General features: G+C 39.9%; 25 protein-coding genes. 15 read left to right on the top strand and 10 right to left on the bottom strand.

Going from position 1 to position 24,483, the window contains the following annotated elements:
- The first annotated feature begins 88 nt into the window (after nucleotides 1-88).
- The 3 genes from H7U22_RS19695 (at nucleotide 89) to H7U22_RS19685 (ending at nucleotide 2,793) form a co-directional block, all read left to right on the top strand.
- On the top strand, nucleotides 89-667 hold the full coding sequence (locus H7U22_RS19695) for a cysteine hydrolase family protein (protein ID WP_187073058.1): 579 nt from the start codon (nucleotides 89-91) through the stop codon (nucleotides 665-667).
- Nucleotides 668-1,382: 715 nt separating this feature from the next.
- Nucleotides 1,383-1,976 carry a porin family protein gene (locus tag H7U22_RS19690; RefSeq protein WP_187073057.1) on the top strand — a complete coding sequence of 198 codons (594 nt, stop codon included), beginning with the start codon at nucleotides 1,383-1,385 and terminating at the stop codon, nucleotides 1,974-1,976.
- 502 nt (nucleotides 1,977-2,478) lie between these two features.
- Nucleotides 2,479-2,793, top strand: a complete 315-nt coding sequence (locus H7U22_RS19685; RefSeq protein ID WP_187073056.1) for a hypothetical protein — start codon at nucleotides 2,479-2,481, stop codon at nucleotides 2,791-2,793.
- 458 nt (nucleotides 2,794-3,251) lie between these two features.
- Here the strand turns inward: H7U22_RS19685 and H7U22_RS19680 are convergent, their stop codons facing one another.
- Nucleotides 3,252-3,398, bottom strand: a complete 147-nt coding sequence (locus H7U22_RS19680) for a hypothetical protein (RefSeq protein WP_187073055.1) — start codon at nucleotides 3,396-3,398, stop codon at nucleotides 3,252-3,254.
- A 14-nt stretch (nucleotides 3,399-3,412) separates the two neighbouring features.
- Between H7U22_RS19680 and H7U22_RS19675 the strand changes: the two genes are divergently transcribed.
- Nucleotides 3,413-3,838, top strand: a complete 426-nt coding sequence (locus H7U22_RS19675) for a Crp/Fnr family transcriptional regulator (protein WP_187073054.1) — start codon at nucleotides 3,413-3,415, stop codon at nucleotides 3,836-3,838.
- Nucleotides 3,839-4,019: 181 nt separating this feature from the next.
- Here the strand turns inward: H7U22_RS19675 and H7U22_RS19670 are convergent, their stop codons facing one another.
- The 5 genes from H7U22_RS19670 to H7U22_RS19650 form a co-directional block, all read right to left on the bottom strand.
- A complete protein-coding gene (locus tag H7U22_RS19670; RefSeq protein ID WP_187073053.1) occupies nucleotides 4,020-4,529 on the bottom strand; it encodes a hypothetical protein in 510 nt (169 codons plus the stop codon).
- Nucleotides 4,530-4,544: 15 nt separating this feature from the next.
- Complete coding sequence (locus tag H7U22_RS19665) at nucleotides 4,545-4,886, bottom strand: EthD domain-containing protein (RefSeq protein WP_187073052.1); 342 nt, start codon at nucleotides 4,884-4,886, stop codon at nucleotides 4,545-4,547.
- Nucleotides 4,887-4,954: 68 nt separating this feature from the next.
- On the bottom strand, nucleotides 4,955-5,608 hold the full coding sequence (locus tag H7U22_RS19660; RefSeq protein WP_248284812.1) for a Crp/Fnr family transcriptional regulator: 654 nt from the start codon (nucleotides 5,606-5,608) through the stop codon (nucleotides 4,955-4,957).
- A gap of 171 nt (nucleotides 5,609-5,779) precedes the next feature.
- Nucleotides 5,780-6,880, bottom strand: a complete 1,101-nt coding sequence (locus tag H7U22_RS19655) for a medium chain dehydrogenase/reductase family protein (RefSeq protein ID WP_187073051.1) — start codon at nucleotides 6,878-6,880, stop codon at nucleotides 5,780-5,782.
- 179 nt (nucleotides 6,881-7,059) lie between these two features.
- Nucleotides 7,060-7,962, bottom strand: coding sequence for an AraC family transcriptional regulator (locus H7U22_RS19650; protein WP_187073050.1), 903 nt, complete (start codon nucleotides 7,960-7,962; stop codon nucleotides 7,060-7,062).
- Between the two features lie 32 nt (nucleotides 7,963-7,994).
- Between H7U22_RS19650 and H7U22_RS23345 the strand changes: the two genes are divergently transcribed.
- Entirely contained in the window at nucleotides 7,995-8,123 is a 129-nt protein-coding gene (locus H7U22_RS23345) for a hypothetical protein (protein ID WP_262890378.1), read from the top strand.
- Nucleotides 8,124-8,546: 423 nt separating this feature from the next.
- Here the strand turns inward: H7U22_RS23345 and H7U22_RS19645 are convergent, their stop codons facing one another.
- Nucleotides 8,547-8,813, bottom strand: a complete 267-nt coding sequence (locus tag H7U22_RS19645; RefSeq protein ID WP_187073049.1) for a DUF3072 domain-containing protein — start codon at nucleotides 8,811-8,813, stop codon at nucleotides 8,547-8,549.
- 456 nt (nucleotides 8,814-9,269) lie between these two features.
- Between H7U22_RS19645 and H7U22_RS19640 the strand changes: the two genes are divergently transcribed.
- The 8 genes from H7U22_RS19640 (at nucleotide 9,270) to H7U22_RS19605 (ending at nucleotide 17,086) form a co-directional block, all read left to right on the top strand.
- Nucleotides 9,270-9,503 carry a hypothetical protein gene (locus tag H7U22_RS19640; RefSeq protein WP_187073048.1) on the top strand — a complete coding sequence of 78 codons (234 nt, stop codon included), beginning with the start codon at nucleotides 9,270-9,272 and terminating at the stop codon, nucleotides 9,501-9,503.
- Between the two features lie 842 nt (nucleotides 9,504-10,345).
- Complete coding sequence (locus H7U22_RS19635) at nucleotides 10,346-11,998, top strand: sensor histidine kinase (protein ID WP_187073047.1); 1,653 nt, start codon at nucleotides 10,346-10,348, stop codon at nucleotides 11,996-11,998.
- A gap of 211 nt (nucleotides 11,999-12,209) precedes the next feature.
- Nucleotides 12,210-12,929, top strand: coding sequence for a LytR/AlgR family response regulator transcription factor (locus tag H7U22_RS19630; protein WP_187073046.1), 720 nt, complete (start codon nucleotides 12,210-12,212; stop codon nucleotides 12,927-12,929).
- A gap of 428 nt (nucleotides 12,930-13,357) precedes the next feature.
- A complete protein-coding gene (locus H7U22_RS19625) occupies nucleotides 13,358-14,638 on the top strand; it encodes an OmpA family protein (RefSeq protein WP_187073045.1) in 1,281 nt (426 codons plus the stop codon).
- Nucleotides 14,639-14,663: 25 nt separating this feature from the next.
- Entirely contained in the window at nucleotides 14,664-15,245 is a 582-nt protein-coding gene (locus H7U22_RS19620; RefSeq protein ID WP_187073044.1) for a hypothetical protein, read from the top strand.
- Between the two features lie 132 nt (nucleotides 15,246-15,377).
- Nucleotides 15,378-16,391, top strand: coding sequence for a hypothetical protein (locus H7U22_RS19615; protein ID WP_187073043.1), 1,014 nt, complete (start codon nucleotides 15,378-15,380; stop codon nucleotides 16,389-16,391).
- Nucleotides 16,392-16,416: 25 nt separating this feature from the next.
- Entirely contained in the window at nucleotides 16,417-16,803 is a 387-nt protein-coding gene (locus tag H7U22_RS19610) for a hypothetical protein (RefSeq protein ID WP_187073042.1), read from the top strand.
- Nucleotides 16,804-16,900: 97 nt separating this feature from the next.
- Entirely contained in the window at nucleotides 16,901-17,086 is a 186-nt protein-coding gene (locus H7U22_RS19605) for a CsbD family protein (protein ID WP_187073041.1), read from the top strand.
- 286 nt (nucleotides 17,087-17,372) lie between these two features.
- On the opposite strand, the gene H7U22_RS19600 is transcribed toward H7U22_RS19605, so the two are convergent.
- Entirely contained in the window at nucleotides 17,373-18,164 is a 792-nt protein-coding gene (locus H7U22_RS19600) for a tryptophan-rich sensory protein (protein ID WP_187073040.1), read from the bottom strand.
- A gap of 258 nt (nucleotides 18,165-18,422) precedes the next feature.
- On the opposite strand from H7U22_RS19600, the gene H7U22_RS19595 reads away from it, so the two are divergent.
- Both H7U22_RS19595 and H7U22_RS19590 read left to right on the top strand, forming a co-directional pair.
- Complete coding sequence (locus H7U22_RS19595; protein WP_187073039.1) at nucleotides 18,423-19,655, top strand: MFS transporter; 1,233 nt, start codon at nucleotides 18,423-18,425, stop codon at nucleotides 19,653-19,655.
- Entirely contained in the window at nucleotides 19,655-20,914 is a 1,260-nt protein-coding gene (locus H7U22_RS19590; RefSeq protein WP_187073038.1) for an arsenic transporter, read from the top strand. Before H7U22_RS19595 ends, H7U22_RS19590 begins: the two co-directional genes overlap by 1 nt.
- A gap of 159 nt (nucleotides 20,915-21,073) precedes the next feature.
- On the opposite strand, the gene H7U22_RS19585 is transcribed toward H7U22_RS19590, so the two are convergent.
- Both H7U22_RS19585 and H7U22_RS19580 read right to left on the bottom strand, forming a co-directional pair.
- Nucleotides 21,074-23,512, bottom strand: a complete 2,439-nt coding sequence (locus H7U22_RS19585; protein ID WP_187073037.1) for a bifunctional YncE family protein/alkaline phosphatase family protein — start codon at nucleotides 23,510-23,512, stop codon at nucleotides 21,074-21,076.
- Between the two features lie 13 nt (nucleotides 23,513-23,525).
- Nucleotides 23,526-24,365, bottom strand: coding sequence for a hypothetical protein (locus H7U22_RS19580; protein ID WP_187073036.1), 840 nt, complete (start codon nucleotides 24,363-24,365; stop codon nucleotides 23,526-23,528).
- Between the last annotated feature and the right edge of the window lie 118 nt (nucleotides 24,366-24,483).

Genomic DNA, 24,483 nt, shown 5'->3' with positions numbered 1-24,483 from the left:
CAATTATTTGTTTTAAGTTATCAATAATTGCCCGATTTTTCTACTTTAGAATGGCCAAGTTTTTCGGGGGGACGTCAATTGAGATATAATGAACAACGAAAAAAAACATGGCGCCGCACTTCTGGTTATGGACATGCAGACAGCGGTTATTAGTCACCTTCACGACTATTCCCAGATCATTGAACAGGTTTCAAAGGCAATCGGCTTCGCGAGAGTGCGGGACATACCAGTTATTTACGTAATGGTTGATTTCCGACCTGGTATGCCAGAGGTTGGAGAAAACAATAAAATCTTTAGTGCAAGCAAAGCCCGTTTAAGTGGCTTATCCAACCTACCTGCTATGGATATAGACCCAAGTCTTCGACCGGATACAGGAGACATCATCGTAACAAAAAAAAGAGTAAGTGCTTTTACGGGAAGTGACCTAGAGCTTGTACTTCGAGCCAATGGCATAAGCCATCTGATGCTAAGTGGGGTAGCGACAAGTGGAGTGGTACTTTCTACACTTCGGGAGGCAGCTGATAAAGACTTTGAAATTACCGTACTATCAGACTGTTGTACCGACATGGATCGGCAGCTGCACGATGTACTAATTAAATCGGTCTTTCCAACGCAAGCATCAGTCTCTACCCTCTCTGATCTGGAAAATATGGACTGGAAAACATAAGGTAACCAGCGAATATAAGATAAAACTTAAATTAACCTCATGCCGGAGACTTATTCATACAAGACTTTAGGCATGAGCTCAATACCTCCAGCAGCATATATTTGCCTTTAGGTTGGCGATGGAGACCTGATTTTCCCCTAGTCACTAACCCTGTAGGCTTTCATAACCTAGTTCCTAAAGCTTTTGCAGAGTTCAATTAACAATTTCACCATGCCTAATGAGGAGTAATTGCTCTTTTGATTTATCAATATCGTTTAGGGGGGTGTTTCCCAAATAGTAAAACACCTGACTTATTACCAACCTTTAGCTTGTGCTGACGAAAAGCCGCACTGCTGTAAGGCTACCTCACAAATCAAGCCTCAGCCCTAATCAAGTGTTCCCTCATGGCCTCGCCAAGCTTGCACCATCCAAAGAAACCTTAATCTGCGCTTAAAATAGTTTATCGCATTCTGACCAATAAGCACTATAATCAAAAACAGTTACTACTGTTTCGGGCGATAATCAACCCGCCTACCAAAAAGCATTGTACATAGCTATGTGGCTTAATGAGGATTATAGAGGAAATTTTAATAAAGAAATTGAACGTCTCGAGCCAAACTTTGCCCGTTTCACTTAGATTACTCTTTATCCAAGATCCCTTATTATCCATATTTGTCAGGTAAATAAAAGGCAAAATCAGCCTTGTTAAAAACAAAAATTTAAAAGAAAGAATTTTATGAAAAAGTCATTATTAATTTTGATGTGTTTTGCATTATGGTCAATTGGCGCAAATAGCCAGGGATTCGGGAAAAAACTACTTGGTAAAATGGAATTTGGTCTAAAGGCTGGTGCAAACTACAATGATTTCACAGATGCAGGATTTGCCACAGATCCACTGGTAGGATTTCATGGCGGGGTAACGGTTGCATACAAATTTACCGACAATTTAATGATACAGCAAGAGCTGTTATTTTCAACTCAAGGCGCAAAAGTTCTAAGTGGTCCATTGGGGGCTCAGGATCTCAAACTTTCCTATTTTAGCATCCCCCTATTAATCAAATACCGATCTGAGTTTGGCTTTTATGGTGAAATAGGTGGCCAAGTAAGCTTCAAAATCGATGAGCAGGTTGCGAACTTCAGCGGTACGGACTTTGCCAAGAAACTAGATTACGGTGCTATTGCCGGCCTTGGATACCAGACCAAAATGGGTTTAGGCATCGGTGCAAGATATGTATATGGACTTGAAAAAATCTCAGACGTCAACATTGGAAACCTAGGTGGGGAAATGAAAAACAATAGTATCCAAGCAAGTTTATTTTTCATTTTCTAATCAATCAACCAATCAGTTTAAAAAGTCCCACACTTTTGGTAAAGGGTACTGAAAAAGTCCCCATTTTGTAGATTAACTTAAAAAAACGATTAAGTAGAGCATGTTTTTACTTGATCGTTTTTTTTAAAGTCTTGATCTGGTTTGGCAAATTTTCTATTGAGCTCCAGTCAATGACAAAGCATATGCGGATAGCATACACCTTACTTTTGTACGCGTAGGTAATGACAGCACAAAAGCGATAACAAGTTTCCTGTTATCACATTATTGGTCTAATAAAAACGATTTTGAAAAGGCAAAAAAGTATTTTATTCGCGGACGCCGGCTGGCAAATGACTATCCTTATCTGCAAGCCATCTCTTACTTTTTTGAGGCCGATTTATACCTGGCCGTTGATACGGCTAAATGTTGGAAAGCAATCCACACCGGAGATAGTTTATTTTCGGGTTTCAAAGTAAAAGAGTCGTACCTATATCATTCTAAATTGTGGTATAACGCTGCTATTATGGAGCAGGATGCAGATCACACCAAGGTGGTGGCCGCTTTTTTTTACCAAAGTGATCCCTTTGGTAAAAAAAGCGGCCACCTGTCTGCACTGGCAAAATATTACTCTCATGTTGGAGTCATCTTCATGAATAATGCGCAGTACAGTAAGACTGCAATTTATTATAATTTGTGCATTGCGCTTGAGAAATATATTTCTGTAAAATCTACGATATTGGTAAGGACTTACGTGCTGGCGGCATTAAAAAAAATAGAAACTATAACCATAGGCACTCCACTTTCAAAATTTGCATTCGATGCAGAATTATTCAGCTAAAGGAACTAAAAAGTGTAGATGATTTTATGCTTAATTTAAAACTGAAATTCCCCAATAAAGCATTGATTATCGATTTTTGGGCTACTTGGTGCGTACCATGCCTAGGAGATCTTCCCAATAGTAAAAAGCTGTACGAAGCCAATAAAGATCTACCCGTGGAATACGTATATATTTGTACACGTGGCGGTTCTAATATTTAATTGTGGAAGCAAAAAATTGCCGGTCTACAAATTCCATACACGCATATATTTATTGATGATAAGATTGTTAGCCAGCTTAAAGAAATACTGAGTGCAAGTACCGGATTTCCTGCTCATGTAGTGACGGATGTAAATGGCAAGATCAATTCGAAAGTGATTGGCCACATGGGATATTTGAATAGAGAAAGCTAAAGAAAGTGATTGGATTGTAGCCTCACTTTATTATGCTCTGTTCAAAATTTAAAACCATTTTTGTACTCAGACCAAAACTGGGTCAAAAGCCCCAATTAAGATTCTATTGCTGCGCATAATCATTTCATAGGTTTCCTTTTTTCTACCTGAATGATCGTACACATATTCCTCATCAATTATTAACTTGAAAGTTCTATTTTTGAAGATTATCATTAAGAATTTTAAAGATGCAAAATTTTCAAGCGCTGTTTGATTACGTTCAAAACCTGTCTGGCAAAACACTTTCAGAGGATGATAAGCAAGTATTTTTCGCGCATTTCAAATCAAAAAAAATCAGGAAGCGACAATACTTTTTACAGGAAGGGGATATATGTAAATATACTGGATTCATTGTAAAAGGGGCGGCCAAGACATTTACGGTCGATGAAAAAGGACATGAGCATATATTAAAGTTAAGTGTTGAAAACTGGTGGTTAGGCGATTTTGAAAGTTTTTACAAATTGACACCAAGCCGCTTTTACATAGAAGCATTGGAGGATATGGAGATCTTACAAATCACACATGGCCTGGTAGAGGAAGTTATAAAGCCCATTCCTGCCTTTTCAACAATGCAGTGGATAAACCGTAGAAGATTGATCCCGTATCACCAATAAAAAAAATATTATAACACACTATTTTCAAAGCATTTACAAATAATTTAAAATTGGTGCAAAGGGGTCAAATAAATTGGTTTGTGCAGCCTAGGCAAGCAGTTGGCGGAATATGTAAAGCACAAAGCCGGCATCATGGGATTTTCCAATGATCCCATCGAGCTCACATTCGATGAGGGCAATCTCATAATAGCTCAGCAAGGCCAACACATTTCCCAAATTTTTGTTCAATACTTTTAGCGAACAGCGGTCCCTCTTCATTAATGTGCTTTCGCAAAAAATAACGGCCAGCCACCAACAACGATGCTATTTTAAGCAACTTATTTGGATAGGCTACTCCTATTTCGCAGCTAAAGACACTACTCGCCCCATCCTTCTTCTTAACCGACATTTTCCATTCAACCCCAACAGCTACTTTCACCAAATGAAAAAGGTAAGCGTCTGATTTTTGGGAGTAAAGCGTTAACAGATGATTTTGCCTTTCCTGTATTTTGTAATGTTGCACCAATAAATTCCCGCCAATACTTTCCACATTTATCATGCCTTCCACACCATCAATTTTGGTTAGGCCTAATGCCCTATGGGCTTTTGAAAAACTTTTGTAGTCGTTTTCTGTAATATTGATGAGCCAGTCATATAGATCGATCTGCTCTACCGGAAGGTTGATGTTCCCTTGAAATGTAAATTTCTCCATGAGTTAAATTGTATTTTAGATTACTGGATTTTCCCTTGTGATCAAAAAGCTGCATTCATTCATGGCAATGAATTTTTCTTCATCGGGCCTTACCAATTTCAGGTATTCATCTGCGCCAAAAACCTTGACAATTGATTCTTCATCACTAAACCAGAGCTCTGTTATTCCATCATAATACATCTCGGGAAAACCAGGGATCGAAACAGTTAGGGCGTGGCATTGGACATACCTTTTTACATGTTCCTTGACTACTTTTAAGGATGTAAACAGTTTGGCATGAATAGTTTTGTGATAGAGTACAAATTCATCATGACTCATTTTTGGGTGTTTGCGCAAGAAAATTGAAAATTTTACCATTTTTTATTTTATTTGTACGGCAAAATTATCCCTTACGCTCCAGTCGTCCATTGACTTCGGTCAAGAAATCAGCGCTTAACTATTCTTTTCCGAATCCGACTGAGTGTTTCAGGCTTAATTCCCAGGTAGGAAGCGATGTGCAGTTGGGGAAGCTGATTGGTAATGTTTGGATATTTTGATAGCATCTGAAGGTAACGCGCTTCGGGCTGCATAAAAAGCAACATTTCTACCCTTTCATTAAGTTGTAGGTAGACCTGTTCAGCCATCAGCCTCCCGAAGTTGTTCCAGGTATTTGAGGCCAGATAAATTTCCTGTACGGCTTGGTCAACAATGGTGATCACTTCTATCTTCTGCATGGCCTCCCAATAGAAACGGGAAGGTTTCTTGGTAAGAAAACTCTGAAAATCAACAAAAAAGTTACCGCTTTCTGTAAACCTGTAATTGATCTGATTTCCGTTATCATCTAGATAGTACATCCGTACAAACCCTGTATTTAGGAAAAATATTTTCTCGCACACCTCGTTGGCACTCAATATCAAATCTCCCTTATCATAATATCTACGATGCAGGTACGGCATAATCAAATCAAAGTCGGCCGGTTGAAGACTTGGCAATATCCGAAGGCAGGCTTTTTTAAAAGCGTCCAAATCCGATTCAAATTTTTGGTCTATCCCCATCTCAAATTTTTCTTGTTGATCACGATGTTGCCGAAAGCTAAACATAAATAACAGGTTTTCAAATAATTTTTAACTCAAAATGCGGTATTGAAGGCCAACCGCTGACCCACATTTTCACAAAGCAGCACAATAAAAAAGATGCTTCGTTTCCAAACGTTGATCCCGTAAACAAGCTGTTCGGTACCACATCGAACATAAGCAATACAGATCCACAATTTAGGGCACAAGCACAACCTTGCCATAAGCTGTCCGCGATTCTGCAAATTTCATGGCAGCTGTAATCTGAGCCAGAGGAAACTGGGCAGCAATTTGTGGCTTAAGCACCCCGCTTGCTAGCAGAGTGGTGAGCTGCGCAAAATTTTCCCTCAGCTGTGCCTGAAAAGCTTCACTACCCTTTCCGTCCCAGATATTGTAGAAATAAGCTTTGCGGCCATTGGGCAGGATGTTCCACCAAGCCAGTTGCAACAGTACTTTCAAGAACGGGAACAGAATATTTCCAGTATCATTCAATGCCGAGGCAATGGCATAACACACAAGCACGCCACCTTTGGCAAGCAGACCAAAAGATCTGGCAAAGCTTGCGCCGCCCAGATGGTCAAAAACTGCATCTACGCCACCGGGCGCAAGTTTGAGCACGCTCCCAGCCAAATCAATATCATTATAGTCTATCGGCTGTACGCCCTGTGCCCGCAGCGTTTCGTGGTGGCGAGGTGAAGCCGTTCCAATTACCCGTACCCCTGCATAAATTGCCAGTTGTGAAAGAATTGTTCCCACACCGCCATTGGCACCATGAACAAGGATGGTTTGTCCACGCTTGATCTTGGCCTTTACGTGCAACATCTGCCAGGCCGTAATGCCGTTAACAATTAGTGTTTCAGCTTCCAGCGGATCGATAGCTTCGGGAACAGGCAAAAGGTCGCTCGCCGATAGCAGTACATAGCTTGCCCAGCCTCCAATCTTTGTCAGAGCAGCAACCCGTTTCCCGAATAAGCTCGGATCAACATCGGGGCCGGTCGCAACCACCCTACCTACCAGGTCATAACCCGGAACGAAAGGAAACTTGGGTTGCTCGTAATACCTGCCACGGCGCATGGACTGCTCGGCAAAACATATACCACTGGCTTCCAATTTTATACTCACCTGCCCGGATGCAGGGTTACCCAACACACGGGTTTTTACCAATAATCCCTCTGGCTCAACGATACCCGGCATGATTACTTCAGTGGTATCAAAACTGGTTTGTTCCAAAGGTTCGATGTTCTTTTGATTCACAGAATGATCCTTGGTACTGATTTCATTTTTTGTAAGTGATTTCATCTTTGTTGCTGTTTAATTTATGAACAGTACAAATGTATAGGTACAGATCTTGGGAAAATTGTAAGAAAACGAAATGTCGTTGCTATCAATGGAACAGCGAATAGCCACAGCTATTCTGCTTTGGGCCAGACCAATCATCCGGTAACGCACCCATTAATGCTATGAAGGAATAATATAAGTTATGGTTGTGCCGGGTAGGTATCATTCACAACGCAGAAGCTTCCATTGTTCAGGTTTTTGATAAACTGCTGGGGCGCCATGCCCAAAAAATACTGAAAGTCCTTAATCAAGTGGCTCTGATCGTGATAATCATGTATAGCGATCAAATCAAAGACAGCTATCTTCTGATTGCTCCGGGCAAGAATGTAGGCAACAACTTCTTTAAAGCGCAAAAAGCGGAGCAGCTCTTTAACAGAATAACCAGTATGCTTTTGGAACTTCAGCTGAATACTTCTTTCTGAAAGACGGGTATCGGCCGCGATGGCCTTTACGGGATCAACACAGGGGTTGAAAAATCGGGCGAGGTTACCGATTACCGCCTGGATTACCTGGTCGTTTTCCTTTAATAAACCTAAGGCTGATCGCTTTAGCAGGCCAACTCTTTGTTCAGCTGAGGGCAAGGCCGCCAGTTCTTCCCAAAGGCGATCAAAACGACCGTCATCCGTCAAGATTTCTGCACCTGTTGTGCCCACACCGGTCAGCCCAGTTAAGGGCATGCCAAATAGGCGCTGAAATCCATTAAACTTAAAGTTAACCACCAGCGCATCAGCACCAGCCAACAGTTCATAGTTCAGCATTTGTCTGAGTGGCCCGATTACAGCAGTACGCCTCGTCACTTCAATATATAGAGGATTATTGTGAAAGGAAATGCGGATTGGTACTCCAAAACTGAATACCAGCATCATTTCCAGATTTGGACAAACATGCCTTGTGATGGATTCTGCTTCTGGCGCAACAAACAGATGATAAAAGCTATTGATTACCTCTTCCAAAGGTTCTTCCACCAAAAACAGCGTTCCGTCTTTATCCGTTTGTTCCATTGCTTCTTTTTGCTTGCATACAATATAAAGGTTCGCTGGCATGCTGGGTTTGCCTCATCAAATTTAAGAAAACGATGATTAATTACAAGTCTATTGCCACAAACCCAAATACTAAATTTCCTCAATACATAGCAGGTACTGATGCAAGCTCATTAGATTTCAGTACTTTTAGTTTGCTATCAGAAACTCTCGCTTATAATTAAAGTCGGAAAGATCCGTGAGGCTCTGCAAGAATCCAAGGGCTCTGCAATCATTTCAATACGGATCTTCTGGTGTCCGAGGATCTGCCAAAATAATTCAGTTTCCTAATACCTATAAAATAACATCCGTTGGAGATAATTTTTTAAAGGGGCCGAAGCTATTCAACAGAGCATTTTCCATTTCTAGAATTTTATAGGCAGCAGGAACTTGCGCATGGGCAAACTCACAGAGGATATGTTTCCAGTGTTATTGATTCTGATTCGAATTAAGCTAATATCAAATGGCAGATTTTCGTTTATCGGGCTCATTTAAATCATAATCCATATTCTCTGCACCATATACCAATCCTGTTTCAAAAATTTTCTCGTTTAAAATCGACTTCTTCTCTAGTCAGCCTGCGGGTGCTAACTACAATATCTCAATAACTAATTGGTGTCCAAACCACGCCCGGTTTTATGCTGTAGTTCATCAATTCGTTTAGATGCATCGGCTTTTGACAGGCTTTCATCAAATTGTTCGCCAGCCTCATCAGAAAGTGTTTTTAAATAGGAACTCTGTGCACCAGTCATTGGCTCATCGCCTGTTGTCCAATCATCAGGATTCTTAACTGTATTATCACCTCTCAAGCCATTATTTCCCTCGATCGGTTTAATTTCGTTTTCGGTTCGTTTATTTTCTTCGTTATTTATCATTGCTAAAGTGTTTAGTATTTAAAAGCAACAACGAAGAATTCCTCAATGTTTTAGTTATTCCGTAAAAGAGTTAATAATATCAATTGATGAGTTAATCACTTCAAAAAGAAAGTATCAGGATGATCATCGGAACAGACATCTCTCAGTGTTTCCTGATTATTATTGGAGCCTTATTACTCTCTTAAATTGTAAAATTTGCATCAAATCATTCCATAGGCCAAAAGAGATGGCCAAAACCGGTTTGTCAAAAAAAAGTCAAAATTATATAACCACAATAAAAAATCCGTCTCTAAGACTCAAAAATGGCCTTTTTTAAATAATCAGGCTTGGAAATAAATACAAGCTTTGCAATATTTGCCATCTTTTCTGACAGGTTCCAAGATTTCTTGGCCAGACAAACCCTGTTCTGGAAGCAACCCTAAAAGGCAAAGTAAAAAAACAATATACTCATGATATATGAAAGGGATTACCAGAGAATTTGAGTTGCCGCATGGCGAAACCGGAAAGCAGGTTAAAGTCAGTATTAATGCGGATGATGATTTGTATTTTGTAAGCATCGGAGGTAAATTTATCGGTGCTCTGGAGCGAGACCTCCATTCACCTAACGGATATTCCTCAACTGATGCAGAGCTACAGCCCTTTATGGCACAGATAGTTGCACACCTTGATGAATCTTTTGGAGCGGGATAACAAACCATTCCTAACCATTAAAGTAATCAATCCTAGTTATGGGCCACCGCAATTAGTGACCCATATCCATGCCTACGCAGGCTGAGGACAGAAGGAACAAGTGAAATCAATGTAGAAACGGCTATGTGAAAAAAAAACATACATCAAGAGGCTTTAAAAATCATCATCCAGCCCCTATTTCACCACAAGATTTTTTAACGGATAGATTATTTCCTATTAATTTCCATTTGGACCAGTACAAGGCTGTTAACTATCTTCATCACCCAAGATAAAACAATTTTTAAATCAGCTGGTTTATATGTAGTATGAATACTACATATAAATACATTGTTGTTATCTTACTGATCATATTCATAACCTTCTTTCTTGTTAAGGGCGTTTTCCAATCCCTTAATGATGAGGTTAATGGAATGCCTATTTGGTTTGTGACGTATTTTTATGATGCAAAAATTGTACTCTTACCTCTATCCTACATCACAGTATTTGTTTTGCTCCTTTGGTTTGCATCCAACAGGATGAAATAACTAGCTGTAAAACAAGATCTGGAAACTGGATTTCGATGAATGAGGGCACTAAAAATTAGGGTTAATCGATTCTGATCTTTATTTCAATTTAATTTAATTAATTTTTCATAGAAATAATCTGATGTTTCCATTTCTCAGGAAGGAAATTATTTTGAACATATTTAAAACAAAAAAAACTTTTTTTCACTTAAGATAAAGCCAGCGTAGAAACAATTTGAAACCCAGCAGAAGGACGAAATAAAAACAACCGTTGGATTAAAAAAGCGTTTTGAGCAAAGCATGTGTTTTACCATAATCAAATAAGAAAATAAATCCTTGATGATCAATCACCGCCAGTCCGAGCGTTTTACCGGTATTATCAGAAAACTATTTATTATTTTTCTGATATTTACCTTTATAGTTACAGCCGGGTCATTTATGCTCCGACACACCATTACCACTAAACTGGATCGTTTAAGCGGCCAGCTGCACCAGCCATGGCAACAACCTGCAATCAACAGGCTCCTAGTTGATCTTAACTTAACCGAAAACAGCTTTCGGCAGGCAAGTGCTAATGGGCAGACGGGTGATTTAGAAGCCTATAAAAAACATCTTAAGGATATTTTTGCGAAGATGGGAGGCATCATCAATCGCTATAAAGCCGACGGAAATGGTCACATACCGAAAAGCAAACAGCAGATCGCGCTCGCGCTTCAGCAAAAAATAGCGGTATCGCAACAGCTGTTTGATCTTCAAAAAAGATTTACATCACTCCTTGAGGAAACAACCTTAGCCTCCATCAATGACCGATCATCTGCAAACGCCTCTAGGCGGGGTAATATGCGAACCGATACCTCAGTTTCGGTTTATCGGGAACAGACCAAAAGGAGCCTGATTAAACGGTTAAAAGATGCCGTCAAAAATACTTCTAAAGTCAAAGTATTGACGATCAAGCAGCCCAAAAATTTACAGAATGCCAATATTGAGACTAACCAGAGCAATTTATTGAGCGCACTTGGTGAACAGTATGCGCTGTTGGGCCAGTCAAACCAGGAAATGATTCTGGCAAATTTAAACCTGCTCACCGAACTGCGCCAGCTTTTACTCGATGTTCAGGGTATCGAACGGGTAGCATTTGAGAAAAGCCGGGAAGAGATACTCCAAGAGTACCGATCCACTTCTCGCGATCTAAACACATTCACCGCCATAGCATCTGTATTCATTCTGATATTTATCATCATCCTAATAGCCTATATAAGAAAGGCATCCGGTGCGGAAAGGCGGTACATTATGGAAAATTCGAGGGCTGTCAGACTGGCTGGACAGAAGTCAGAGATACTCGCTATTATGAGCCATGAGATCCGCAATAAATTAATGGCCATCAACGGTGCGGTATTTATGTTGAAGAGAACGACTTTATTGCCTGAACAGGAGAAAAAAATCACCTCCATTAAATTGTCCTCCACCCTGCTCCTAGAAACGGTGAACAATGTTCTTGATGTTAGTAAATTGGAGCAAAGCACAACTGAACTAAAAGTAAACCCATTTTCTCCCCACCAAGCAATCAGCGATTCGATAGAGGCCATGCGTTTTATGGCTGAAAGAAAGGGAATTGATTTGAATTTTGAATTTGAGGGAAGGATTGATGCAAGCGTAAACGGAGATGATTTACGGCTTAAACAGGTGCTCATTAACTTATTAAGCAACGCGATTAAATACACAGACAAAGGCTATGTGAATCTAACGGCTGAGCTCCGGGAAAACGGAGACTCTTTTTTGCTTAACGTAAGCGTAAAGGATACAGGCTCAGGGATTGCCAAAGCTAAGCAGGCTAAACTATTTTCCCCTTATTACCAGGCTGGCGGGCAAAAGCCGGGAACAGGTTTGGGTTTATATTTGTGTCGCCATCTGGTAAAGCTCCAGGGTGGTAACATTGAACTTGAAAGTGATGAAGGCCAAGGCTGTACGGTGCAGTTTTCAATCCCTTATTAATTCCTTTTTCTTATTAGGTCTGAAATTTAAACTGTTATAAGTGAAAGCTTGTAGCCGATGTTGTGTGCTGAGGTTGCCATGAGATACTTCCTGTGAAATTTTACCGGGCTCACCTTTCCTTTTCTCCAAGATAAAGTTACCTTTGGAGCGAAATAAAGCGCATAACTATAAATGTCCTATACCATCAACATCACTCCTACCCTTCAATTTCATGAGGAATAAGCTTAACTGTATTGTTATTGATGATGATCCTGAGGTAAGCAGTTATGTCAGTGAGTTTGTTCGAGAAACTTCTTTCCTTCATCTGGTTTCCGTACATGGCAGTCCAGCTGAAGCCATCGATGTTCTGGGCAGTTCAGATATTGATTTGATCATACTAGATATCAATCTTCCGGGAATTGATGGAATGAGTTTTGCCAAAACACTCTATGATCAATATGGAAAGGATATGCCAAGGATAATCTTCATCAGTGGCTCTGGCGACTATGCTTCACAGGGGTATAAAGTAGATGCTATCGATTACCTTTTGAAGCCCTTTACTTACGAGGATTTTTTCAAAGCTGCTTTTAAAGCCAAAAATTATCTCGTGCCAACAGTCCAAAAAAGTGAGGCAGAAGAATTTATCTTCCTCAAGGTAGAGCATGAATTGATCCGGGTAGCCATTAATGAAATCCTTTACGGAGAGAGCCAGAAAGACTATGTAAATATTTTTACCAAAGGTGGAAAGATGATCACGGCACTATCGACCATGAAAGCAATGGAGCGTTTATTGCCACCAGAACGTTTTATGCGCATACATAGATCTTTTATTGTCGCATTGGATAAGATAGATGCCATTCAGCATTATACAGTCAAAATCGGTAAAGCGGTCATACCTGTTACTGATCAATATCGCCAGCAGTTCAAATCACATTTTAAATCCTGGTTATAATCTTTAGATCACCAATTGATCTCGACGATTAACCTAAACCTTCTATCGGACGGGTAAGGCTTTCTGACGAACGCATTTTCTACTAAAAATACAAATAACTTTCTTTGAAGTGTTTACCTGAGGGCTGAGAAGCTCTCTTACCAATATGACACGACCATGAAAAAAAATATTTTTAATTATCCGAGCTTCTATCCACACGTTGCTAAAAATGTAAAGTACCTCAACCCATCAAAGGGCTGAGCTCCATACATCTGATCTAAAAATCATAAGATTTTAAGGAGAATCCCTGATCCTGAGGTGCATTTAATGTACTGCCCGCCGACAGTTTTTGTACGGTGGGTGATTAAGCGTTCCCGAATCGGCCAAATCTTTTATAGCTATCCACTTACATTGAATTACAGCTTAAAATAAATAAAAACACCCAAAAGATGAATATCAAATTTACAAAACCCACAATTTTGATCGCTTTGTTAAGCTTATCAACTCAATTATTTGCCCAGGAAACCCCTACTGCTTCGGGCAGGTTTGGCAAACAATCTTTAAGAACATGGAATATTGGAGCGCATGGCGGTATCTTAAGCCAAAATACCTTTATAGGTGGCGGAAGCGTAAAAGCCAGAGAATTTAAAAGTATTGGTTATGGCGCTTTTATCAAAAAGCAGATCTTGCCAGCTTTGGGCTTGCAGGCCGACTTTTTACGCGGCGAAATCAAAACCTTAAATAGTATTAGCACCATCGAACAGAAAAACAGTATCAATTGGTCAGGCTCATTAACTGCAGTTTTGAACATTGCTAACTTCAGCCTAAATACTGAAAATGCCGTTTTAATTCCTTATCTGAAAGCAGGTGCAGGTTATATGTCGTCAGATGCTCAACTTGGAAATACTGAAGTATTTTCTGAAAGAGAGGGCTGGTTTATCCCGACTGGAGTTGGATTTAAATTTGGGGTTGCCAAAGGAATCAATATCGATCTGGGCTACGACATCAACTTCATTAAATCATCACAAACCGTAAAAAATGTTTACAATGAAAGCAGGTTCTCTTACGCTCATGCAGGTTTGGAATTTGCTTTGGGAAACAGAGAAAATTCTCAGCTACAAAACTACAGTGCAGTTGCTGATTTACGCAAACAAAGCGCAGAAGAAAGCGCTGAGTTAAGAAAAGCGTTGTCTACCGCAGAGCAAAACGCCGCAAGAGATCGAGAACAATATGCTAAAGATTTAGCGGATGATGATAATGATGGTGTTGCCAACAAGTTTGACAAATGCCCTGGCACGCCTTCAGGCACCGTTGTTGATGGCTCAGGATGTCCTTTAGCTGCTCCAACTACCATTATCAAAGAAACAACTGTAATTACCGAAGCAGACCGCAAGGTAGTAAGAGATGCGATTTCAAATCTGGAATTTGATTTAGGCAAATCAACTATCCGTTCAAAATCATACTCGACATTGAACAGAGTTGCCGCCCTTTTAATAGAGAAAAACTTTAGTTTAAAATTGGCTGGACATACAGACAATACTGGTGGTAGAGAATTAAATCTGCGTTTATCAAAAGAAAGAGCAGAATCTGTAAAAGCTTATCTGGTATCTCAGGGTGTTAATGCATCCAGAGTTGAAGCCACCGGCTATGGACCTGATCAACCAATCTCAACTAACAAAACCGCCGCAGGACGCCAGGAAAACCGCCGCGTAGAGTTCACTTTATACTAATCCATTAATATTATCAAAATCAATCATGAAAAAGTTTTTAGCAACAGTAATTATTTCAGCAACCACTATCCTTGCTGCAAATGCACAGATCCAAAAAGGCAATGTACTAGTGGGTGGAAACCTGACCAATATCAACCTTGGACTGGATGATCCGAAAATCTTCAGTGTAGACATTACCCCTAAAGCAGCCTGGTTTATTCAGGATAATGTAGCGCTGGGTGGTTATGCAAATTTTGGACTGGAAACAGCCAAAAATTCAAATACAACAACGAGCTACGGAGTTGGCGCATTGGGCCGATATTATACTGGGCAAGATGTTGAGGTTCTTCGCCACGGACGTTTCTTTGCGGAGGCAACCGTAGGGATAGGTGGCGTTAACGTAAGCAAAGGCGGTGGCAACACCAACGGATTAAACCTTAGTGTTGGACCTGGTTTTGCCTATTTCATCACTCCAAACATCGGATTAGAAACCTTATTAAAATACAATGGACTGGTAGGTTTTGGAAGTGCTACAACACAGAACAACCTTAATTTATCTTTCGGTTTTCAGATCTATTTACCGGGACAGAGAACTGCCAATAAGGTAAAAAAAGATATTAACAATTAGTAACCAAGTTTTAATGCTGCTTTCTGTTGAAAGCAGCATTTTTTCAATATAAAACACAAATTTCTAAAGGCTTTCGCCATTTCTAGTCGCTCTTCAAATAATTTCTATCCATCTACCTATAAAAATAACAATATGGAACACAAAATTGATACATTAAGAGATAAGTCTGCCATCGGATTTATCAGTCGCTTATCCTGGAGCGCAGTAATCGCAGGGGTTTTCATCGCCATTGCAATTCAACTTTTATTGAGTTTCTTGGGGTTGGGCATTGGCTTTGGCAGCATCAATCCACTTGATGAGGCTAAACCTTTTAGTGGCCTTGGCACTGGCGCATTAGTCTGGTGGATCGTTACCATGCTGATCTCCGTATTCACAGGTGGCTGGGTTGCAGGCTGGTTTTCTAACCACGTACAAAAAACAGATCTAATATTGCATGGGCTGTTGACCTGGTGCCTGCTTACATTTTTGAACATGTACCTAATTACCTCATCAGTTGGAAAAATTGTAGGCGGTGTTGGCACGGTAATTACTAAGGGATTTTCACTTGCTGGAGAAGGAATCAAGGCAGTAGCTCCTGAAGCTGGTAAAATGATCAAAGACCAGTTGGGCGCTGATGATAACACATTTGGAAAAATGAAACGTGAGGCAGAATTATTGCTAAAACAGACAGAGAAAAAAGAATTACAGCCTAATGCATTAAACAAGAAAATTGATCAGGCATCCAATCAAGGAGAATCAACAGGAAAAGCAGTTCTGGAAAACCCTCAGGAGGCACAGCAAAAAATTGATGCCCTTTTCTCCAAATTATTTTCTGAAAACGATTCTACCTTCAATGCGGTAGATCAGGAAGCATTAGTAAATATTGTAAAAAACAGAAGTGGAAAAAGCCAGGCAGAATCGGAGCAGATTGTTGAAAACTGGGTGAGTACTCTAAAGACCGCCAAAGAAAAAGTTAAGGAAGTTAAAGTAGAAGCAGAACAAAAAGCAAGAAAGATTGGCGATGATATGGCATCTGCCCTTTCAAAATTTGCCATCTTCTCCTTTATCGGCATGATACTGGGCGCAGTTAGTGCGAGTTTCGGAGCAGTTTTAGCTTCAAAAAAACGCCTCACAATCATTGAAACAAAACCTGTGGAAAGGATTTAACCTTATTGATTAATAAAATAAAAATATGACTAAAGGAAAGAGAATAGGAACCATTGCTGCGGTGATTGCCATTTTACTGCTTATCGGCTTGGCTTATTATAATTACTTTTTTGTTTTCGGGGAAGGCGTTAAGGCTGGAGAGTTGAATTACATTGTAAAGAAGGGCTATATTTTTAAAACGAATGAGGGAAAACTCATTCAGAGTGGCGTCCGCTCCAGACAAACCGGAACACTGCAAAACAATGAGTTTGAATTTTCTGTTTCTGATGAAAACATTGCGGCAAAATTGATGGGAAACAGTGGCAAATTTTATGAACTGCATTACAGGGAATATAAAAGTAGCCTACCCTGGAGAGGATTTAGTAAATATGTTGTTGACAGCATTTACGCTGCAAGGGAAATTCCAGATTAAAGCGGGAAACAAATTATAACCGGCCTTTCATTAAGAAAATTGAAAGCGATAAGAGCAGAAAAATTAACATAAAATAGTTACACTTAAATCAAATACAATGGACAAATTAGAATTAAAAGGTGCCTGGAATGAGCTAAAAGGAAAAGTTAAACAGGCCTATGGAGATCTGACTGAAGATGATCTAAAGTACGAAGAAGGAAAGGATGATGAACTTTACGGAAAACTACAGCAAAAAACGGGAAAAACCCGTGAACAAGTTGTAGATTGGTTAAAATCCTTGTAGTCGCCACTCTATTTAAAGCTCCAAAACCAGTGTTTTGGAGCTTTTTCAATATAAACAGTTTCCATTATTTAATCAAATTATAGCTTACCAACTGAGAACGTTTTGAGTAAAGCAGAAATTGGATATCAAATAGATAATAATAAAATAACAACATCTTGCTGTGCCATAATCAGCTTTAAGTAGCATCGCTAAAGAAGGTTAGTAATATATTCTTACCGCTCCTACGCTACCGCAAAATCACCTACTATTTCAGCAGAAAGTAAATCAGCAACATATCTGCCACTTATCACATACTATCAACCGAATGCTTATCGCTTTTCAAACCACTTTTAATAACAAATGCAGCGATAATAACAATGATGGCATAACAGGCATAAACAATATTTTCCCGAGCAGGATCATGATTGTTGGAAACAGAGATAGCCAATAGTGCCCAAATTCCCACAACTGCAAATTCTCGAAGGTTTCTGGTATAAACCATAACCACATTAACCAATCCAGCTGCGCAGATCATAATGATTGCCCAATTGATGCTGGAAATCCCCCAGCCCTGCCAGCCAATTTTGGTCAAATAGGCAGAAATATTCGCTACAAAAGCTACCGTAATCCATCCAGAATACATTGCAAATGGCCAGTATACAAAAAGATATTCCTTCAATGGATGAGCATCGAGTTCCATTCGGGTATTGACTACTATCTTCAGCAGAGAAAAAAGAAGAATTCCCATGATCACCACCGAAATTCCGGTATAATCATATAACCATGCAACTACCCAGAGGGCATTCGCCACACAGGACAGAACAAACCACCAGCCGATTTTAGACACAATAGCGGATTTGATCGGATCTTTTCTACCATTTACTCCGGTATAAAAAATAAAACCCAGAAGCCCAAGATAAATGATGCCCCATATAGAAAAGGCATAGCCCGCCGGCGTAAAGTAATTTAAATACCTGTCAGAAACCATTTTAATACTATTGCCGTTCATTAGCCCAGCATTAGAAAGGTAGTTGACCAAAATTGTCAGAATAAGAGCAATTCCGTTGGCAAAGGGGAGAATTTTTTTAGTGTGATCCATCTTTATATGAAAATATAATTTGCCCAGTCAAGATAAGGAAATTTGCGATAAAGCGTGATGATACATATTCGGCACCTACTCCTTAGAGTTGTCTGCAAAATGCATGAGAAATAATCTAAAGTAAATGGCATTTGTAAGCTAAAATCAAAATTTGGGGTGAAAAACTAGTTTATAATCAAATCCGTTTTAATTTTAACGAGATAAGAAAACATAAATACCTAAAATGTTGTTAGTGTGATAATTATTGCCAAAATTTTCATGAGAAATAACATCCCTAAGAAGCCGCTGCAGGCGCTGAACTTTTTCATGGCCGATATGCAGGCTGGAATAGGACCCTTTCTTGGAATATTCCTTTTGGCTCAAGGCTGGAAGAGTGGTTTGATTGGAACGGTAATGACAATTGGCGGGGTTGCTGGGATGCTTATGACTGCACCTGCAGGTGCATTAATTGATTCTACTAAAAGAAAGAAATTATTTGTGGTAGTTCCCGCAATATTTACAGTCCTGGCTTCGGGGCTCATTCTACTTTCCCAAAACTTCTGGATCGTCTCCATTTCACAGGTTTCAACAGCGATTGCAGGTTCGGCGTTAGGCCCGGCGGTAATCGGCATTACCTTGGGCATTGTAAAACAGAAAGGCTTTAACAGACAGAACGGTTACAATCAAGCTTATAATCATGCTGGTAATGTGGTTGGTTCTGCATTATCGGGTTTTTTGGGGATGAAGTACGGGATGCCCGCTGTTTTCTTACTTGCTGCTCTATTTGGGGTGCTAGCCATCACATCGGCACTAATGATTCCATCCAAATCAATTGATGACAGAGCTGCGAGAGGACTTTCAGATTCTAATTTAGAAGACCAAGCTGGGGGAATCAAAATTTTGTTGCAGTGCAAACCGCTTTTAATCCTCGCTGCCGCACTTGCCTTTTTCCATCTGGGAAATGGAGCAATGTTGCCACTTTACGGCATAGCTGCAGCAAATAAGAATATAGGAAATCCAATTATGTTTGTCGCATTAACCATCATTATTGCACAGGTGGTCATGGTAGGGGTATCACTGTTCGCAATGAAACTTGCTGAGCAGAGCGGTTATTGGCTGGTTTTGCTAATTTCTTTTCTTTCCTTGCCACTAAGAGGGATTATTGCCTCCCAAATGATTAGTCACATAGGGCTTTATCCGGTACAGATTTTAGATGGAATTGGCGCCGGCCTACAGAGCGTTGCTGTACCAGGCTTGGTCGCCCATATCCTTAATGGAACAGGGCGAGTAAATATCGGTCAGGGTGCGGTGATGACCATTCAGGGTTTGGGTGCAGCAATTAGCCCGGCTGTTGGGGGTTGGATCTCTCAAGGCACTGGATATGAGTATTCCTTTTTAATTTTGGGAAGCTTTGCTCTTGTCTCGGTTGTCCTATGGATTTATTTTTCCCCACTCCTTAAATCGGCTTGCGGAATACCTAATGAAGGGAAGTCTTTAACTAGAAAAACCTAATGGAGACGGGAAATTTCTACATCCTTCTAATTGCAATTCTCACCATTGCAGGAATAATTATTCGACCTTTCAAAATTCCAGAAATGGTTTGGGCAGTTGCAGGCGCTGCGCTTCTTCTTATTTTTAAGTTGATTTCTTTTGCCGATGCAACGAGCGGAATTTTGAAGGGCTTAGATGTTTACCTGTTTTTATTGGGCATGATGATGCTTGCTGAAACGGCTCGAAACGAAGGTGTTTTTGAATGGCTGGCAGATATTGCAACCAGAAAAGCCAATGGTTCTGCATCGGCACTTTTCTTAATGATATATTTAGTTGGAATCGTGGTAACAGCATTAATGTCAAATGATGCAACCGCCGTTGTGCTTACACCGGCTGTTGCCGTAGGAGTTCGGGCTGCAGGAATTAAGAATCCTTTGCCTTACCTATTAATCTGTGCATTTATTTCTAATGCTGCATCTTTTCTGCTACCCATTTCAAACCCCGCAAATCTGGTTATTTATGGAAATGATCTGCCCACGCTCACTCAATGGATCCCTATGTTTTTGATTCCTTCCATAACTTCTATCACAATAACATTTTTGATATTACGCTTCTCCCAGCGAAAAGAATTAAAGGTGAGTATCCGAAAGGATATTCTTGGCGTAAACCTTTCAAAAGCCGGAAAAGTAGCGGCATATGGGATCTTGATTACCTCAATTGTACTAATGATTGCATCAATGAATGGCATATCGCTCGGAATGATGACGGCAATAATGGGGCTAACCACTTCCTTAATTGTTTTAATTGTTGCCAAAAAAAAACCAAATGCAATTTTAAAAGGCATTTCTTGGTCAGTTATCCCATTGGTTGCTGGTTTATTTATCCTTGTGGTCGGGATTGGAAAGACAGGCATTCTAGATCATTTATCAGATCTTCTAAGCCTAGAAACTCAAAAATCTGAATCTATCACAGCACTTTTTGGAGGCATAATAGCTGCCTTTGCTTCCAATTTATTTAACAATCTGCCTGCCGGTTTAATAGCCGCTCATGCAATTCAGTCTGCTCATGTCTCCGGATTGGTCAGGGCATCTGTGGTTATAGGAATCGATCTAGGTCCAAATTTATCACTAACAGGTTCACTGTCTACAATTCTTTGGTTAGTTGCGATTCGTAGAGAAGGGCTATCAGTTTCGGGATGGACATTCCTTAAAACTGGTGCTTTGGTCATGATACCTGCACTTTTTGCTACTTTATTAGCACTCTACATCATGATGGGATAATATATTCTTCGCAAAATTTCTAACTACAATTTAAAATCAAGGCAGGTGTAACAAGGTGCAAAAACAGAAAAACCTTTTGATAAAAGGTTTTTCTGTGTGATTTTATAGCGTTGTTTTTGTCAAACAAGGATTTAACTTTCGAAATAAAAACTGTTGATACTAATCGTCGTCGTCTTTCTTTTTCTTTTCTAAAATAACAAATGCACTTCTTTTAGGCGCAGGCATAATCGATTTTTCACCTTTAACCGATTTCCAGATTACTTCGTTTAAATCCAAATCAGGAGCCGAATCCTCCTTTGCAAAATTAAAAAGTTCTGATCGTTTACTACTTTCATTCACAGCTACATTTCTGGTGTCTAAATTTATTGTAGGCTGAATTGTAGTGTATGGAGTAAAATCTGGTTTGCTGGTAAAGCACTCATATAAAGGAACGGCGGCCGCATCGTACTGGCTCATTGGAGGCAATCCTAAAATTAGCTCCATCGTTCTTAAAAAACCCGAAGTAGAGTACATGGTGTGTATGGCTGTATTTCTTTTTACATAAGGGCCAACTACATACGCAGGAGACCGATGCGCATCCACATGATCAGGACCATTTTGAGCATCATCTTCGAGAATAAACACAACAGATTCTTTCCATACAGGGCTGTGTGAAAGTTTATCTAAAATTCTTCCTACAGCCAAATCGTTATCTGCAACGGCAGATTGTGGAGATACTTTACCCTTTTTCTGCCCGCTTGTATGATCATTGGAAATTCTTAAGGTGCTAAATTGCGGAACCGAATTGGCAACCACCAGAGAATCAAAATCATGAATCCAGGCATCTGCCCTAACCTGATCGGTTATATCCATATCAAAGCCTGGAGAGCTTGGGCACATATGGCCCTGCAGAGATTTGATATTGGCCTTTGCATAATCTCCAAACTCACCATAACTGCGATAACTAACTCCGGCACGCTGGCAATAATCCCAAATAAAACCTCCTTTTGGATAAGTTACGGGTCTGCCACCTTCAAAAGTTGTCGATCCGCCACGAGCGCCATAACTTGTAGGCCAGGTTTTTTCAACCACATCGGTTGCGTAGGCAGCCATACTCCAGTTGTGCCCATCGGCACTTACTTCAGCATCTACATAAAAATTATCCAATAACACATAGTTCTCTGCAAGAGCGTGTTGATTTGGCGTAATTCTTTTCCCGAAAAGGGTTAGCGAAGAATCACCATTACCCTTCGTTACATCTCCTAAAACCTGATCGTAGGTACGGTTTTCTTTAATGATGTAGAACACATGTTTAATGGGTGATTTTTCGCCCTGTTTACGAGGGATCGGATTGCCTTCCTCCCCATCGGCCATGATCGTTCTTTTATCGCTAAATGGCGTGTTCGCGTAAACCTGTGTAGTATAACTTTTTAATTGTTCGGGCTTTGGTGAATCAATAATGGATAGTGTTCCCTTAAATAAACCTGCTATATATTGAAGTTTATTAGTCGCTGTACTTCCCATTTGATAGCCACTATTATCGGCCTTAGAAATTGGTTGCGGTCCTTGTGGATTCGCCATAGAAGTATTGCCCTTACCATTGGTTACTAAGATTTTCGAGCCAATAACCTTAACATTTGTTGGGTACCAGCCAACTGGGATAAAACCTAAACTCTGACTTGCTCCAGGCTTGCTTACATCAAAAACAGCCAAACAGTTATTATCCGCATTGGCGATGTATAAAGATTTTTCATTAACACTTAGCGCAAGACCATTTGTAGTAGAACCAGTAAGCTGAGTTGCATATAACGTAGTTGCAATTGTTTCTATAACTTTATTATCGGTTGTGCTAATCACAGAAACCGTATTGTCATTCGCGTTGGCTACAAAAAGATAATTCCCCTTTTTATTCAACAATAATTCATTCGGATGATCCCCCACTGGAATAGATCCAGTGATTTTCTCTTCAACCACATCTACAACCGAAATCGCCTTACCGCCCCATAAAGAAACATATAATTTAGTTTCATCGGCAGAAAGTACACAGCTGTATGCAATTGCATGCAGTTGAATTCTTTTAATTATCGTTTTGGTAGTTGGGTTAATAACGTAAAGACTGCTATCCTCTTTTGTTACCGTAAAAAGCTTGGTGTTGGTTTTATTTACGGCAATGCCAGCAGGCCCTATTTTTCCTTTTGGCCAAGCTTCTCCAAGCTTTATGGTGTCGCTTTCTGCCAGCTTATTGTTACGAATACTGAAATTTATAATGATGTTATCATTTCCCCCAGATGCGTAAATGTGTTTTTCATCTTTTGTAAAAGCCAACCCATACCATGATTTTTTGAGTATTTTCTCATCTAAAATCTGTTCTGTTTTAGCATCAATAAGTTGAAGAGATTGCGTACTTTGACCATTATTGGTAACGGCGATAAATTTTCCCGAAGCGCTAACCTGCATGTTCAAGGGTAAATCGCCCAATTGTAGAGAATGCCCAGCAGGACTTAACTTCCAACCGTTTGGCAAAAGAATTTGTTGTGTACTTTCTATTTTCCCTGGCCATTGCGCATAAACGCCCTGAAAAACAAGTACAAACATAGATATGAAAAGGTATTTTTTCATTGTAGAATATTTATTATTTATGAAGATTGAAATTAACTAGAGCACGAATGGTGTAACCATTACCCGATGCAATGGAACCAATTTCGCGGATAGCTTCTGATGGAACAACTGAACTTCGTGTGACATAAAACACAGGTCCGCCAGATAGAGAAAATGATAATTTTGAGCGACTTGGGGAAAGATTGATAGATGGCCCAACCATAACTTTGGCTCCTCCCTCTGCTTCGTCTTTTTCCCAAAAGCCTTCCAAATCTTGTCCTAATGCCTCAAAGCCTAGATAAAAGCCATTGGTGATTTGATGTTGAAAACCTAAACCAGAAATAAAATCAAGTTTATCTCGTGTTTTATCGAAAGCTTTTTCAAAGCGCAAATTACCAACCAATCGCCAATTAAGCTGATCAAAAGAAGCTGAAATCCGGCTGATTGCCGAGCCTGTGTTAGACCAATCTCTACTAAGCCCCAGCCCGGCACCAAGCCGGAAACCGAATGCTTCCTTCCCTCCAATCAAATCTCTAATAACTTCGGCTTGTTGCGCAGAACTGATTCCTCCACCGTTGGCAAAACCAACCGATGCCGTTGCGTAAAGGGTAAACCGACTCCCTAAATAACCCTTAACGCCAAATTGTTGACCCAAACCATCATAACCAAACTGTCCTGAAGCCCGCTCTCCATAGCTTCCAGAATAATGGATGTTCCATTTTTGATTTTCAGCAGTAAGTGTGTTTACCGAAAATAAAAATGGTTGAGAGGCCAATGAGCTTGCAAAACTAGACGGCGGGCTAATGATTTTATTTTGAGCATTTGAGCAAAAAATAATGGAAAGAAAAGCGAAGTTTAATAATATTTTTTTCATGCCGAATTATCTCCAAATGTTAGAAGTTGTTAACTGCATCAAAAATAAATCTAGTCGGTTAAAATCATGTTAAGTTTGTATTAACAGCGTCCTAACGAACATAAATATTACACAATAG

The sequence above is a fragment of the Pedobacter fastidiosus genome (genome assembly GCF_014306625.1).
Lineage (GTDB): Bacteria > Bacteroidota > Bacteroidia > Sphingobacteriales > Sphingobacteriaceae > Pedobacter > Pedobacter fastidiosus.
The sequence above is the reverse complement of the archived record's forward strand: the minus strand, read 5'-3'. Positions and strand labels throughout refer to the sequence as shown.

Coding starts and splice junctions, on each gene's coding strand:
- H7U22_RS19675 (WP_187073054.1), top strand. CDS start 3,413: ATGCAAAATTTTCAAGCGCTGTTTGATTACGTTCAAAACCTGTCTGGC.
- H7U22_RS19590 (WP_187073038.1), top strand. CDS start 19,655: ATGGAGACGGGAAATTTCTACATCCTTCTAATTGCAATTCTCACCATT.
- H7U22_RS19650 (WP_187073050.1), bottom strand. CDS start 7,962: ATGCCAGCGAACCTTTATATTGTATGCAAGCAAAAAGAAGCAATGGAA.
- H7U22_RS23345 (WP_262890378.1), top strand. CDS start 7,995: ATGATTAATTACAAGTCTATTGCCACAAACCCAAATACTAAATTTCCT.
- H7U22_RS19610 (WP_187073042.1), top strand. CDS start 16,417: ATGACTAAAGGAAAGAGAATAGGAACCATTGCTGCGGTGATTGCCATT.
- H7U22_RS19670 (WP_187073053.1), bottom strand. CDS start 4,529: ATGGAGAAATTTACATTTCAAGGGAACATCAACCTTCCGGTAGAGCAG.
- H7U22_RS19655 (WP_187073051.1), bottom strand. CDS start 6,880: ATGAAATCACTTACAAAAAATGAAATCAGTACCAAGGATCATTCTGTG.
- H7U22_RS19685 (WP_187073056.1), top strand. CDS start 2,479: ATGGAGCAGGATGCAGATCACACCAAGGTGGTGGCCGCTTTTTTTTAC.
- H7U22_RS19625 (WP_187073045.1), top strand. CDS start 13,358: ATGAATATCAAATTTACAAAACCCACAATTTTGATCGCTTTGTTAAGC.
- H7U22_RS19695 (WP_187073058.1), top strand. CDS start 89: ATGAACAACGAAAAAAAACATGGCGCCGCACTTCTGGTTATGGACATG.
- H7U22_RS19580 (WP_187073036.1), bottom strand. CDS start 24,365: ATGAAAAAAATATTATTAAACTTCGCTTTTCTTTCCATTATTTTTTGC.
- H7U22_RS19645 (WP_187073049.1), bottom strand. CDS start 8,813: ATGATAAATAACGAAGAAAATAAACGAACCGAAAACGAAATTAAACCG.
- H7U22_RS19690 (WP_187073057.1), top strand. CDS start 1,383: ATGAAAAAGTCATTATTAATTTTGATGTGTTTTGCATTATGGTCAATT.
- H7U22_RS19620 (WP_187073044.1), top strand. CDS start 14,664: ATGAAAAAGTTTTTAGCAACAGTAATTATTTCAGCAACCACTATCCTT.
- H7U22_RS19600 (WP_187073040.1), bottom strand. CDS start 18,164: ATGGATCACACTAAAAAAATTCTCCCCTTTGCCAACGGAATTGCTCTT.
- H7U22_RS19615 (WP_187073043.1), top strand. CDS start 15,378: ATGGAACACAAAATTGATACATTAAGAGATAAGTCTGCCATCGGATTT.
- H7U22_RS19680 (WP_187073055.1), bottom strand. CDS start 3,398: ATGATAATCTTCAAAAATAGAACTTTCAAGTTAATAATTGATGAGGAA.
- H7U22_RS19665 (WP_187073052.1), bottom strand. CDS start 4,886: ATGGTAAAATTTTCAATTTTCTTGCGCAAACACCCAAAAATGAGTCAT.
- H7U22_RS19640 (WP_187073048.1), top strand. CDS start 9,270: ATGAAAGGGATTACCAGAGAATTTGAGTTGCCGCATGGCGAAACCGGA.
- H7U22_RS19635 (WP_187073047.1), top strand. CDS start 10,346: ATGATCAATCACCGCCAGTCCGAGCGTTTTACCGGTATTATCAGAAAA.
- H7U22_RS19660 (WP_248284812.1), bottom strand. CDS start 5,608: ATGTTTAGCTTTCGGCAACATCGTGATCAACAAGAAAAATTTGAGATG.
- H7U22_RS19630 (WP_187073046.1), top strand. CDS start 12,210: ATGAGGAATAAGCTTAACTGTATTGTTATTGATGATGATCCTGAGGTA.
- H7U22_RS19605 (WP_187073041.1), top strand. CDS start 16,901: ATGGACAAATTAGAATTAAAAGGTGCCTGGAATGAGCTAAAAGGAAAA.
- H7U22_RS19595 (WP_187073039.1), top strand. CDS start 18,423: ATGAGAAATAACATCCCTAAGAAGCCGCTGCAGGCGCTGAACTTTTTC.
- H7U22_RS19585 (WP_187073037.1), bottom strand. CDS start 23,512: ATGAAAAAATACCTTTTCATATCTATGTTTGTACTTGTTTTTCAGGGC.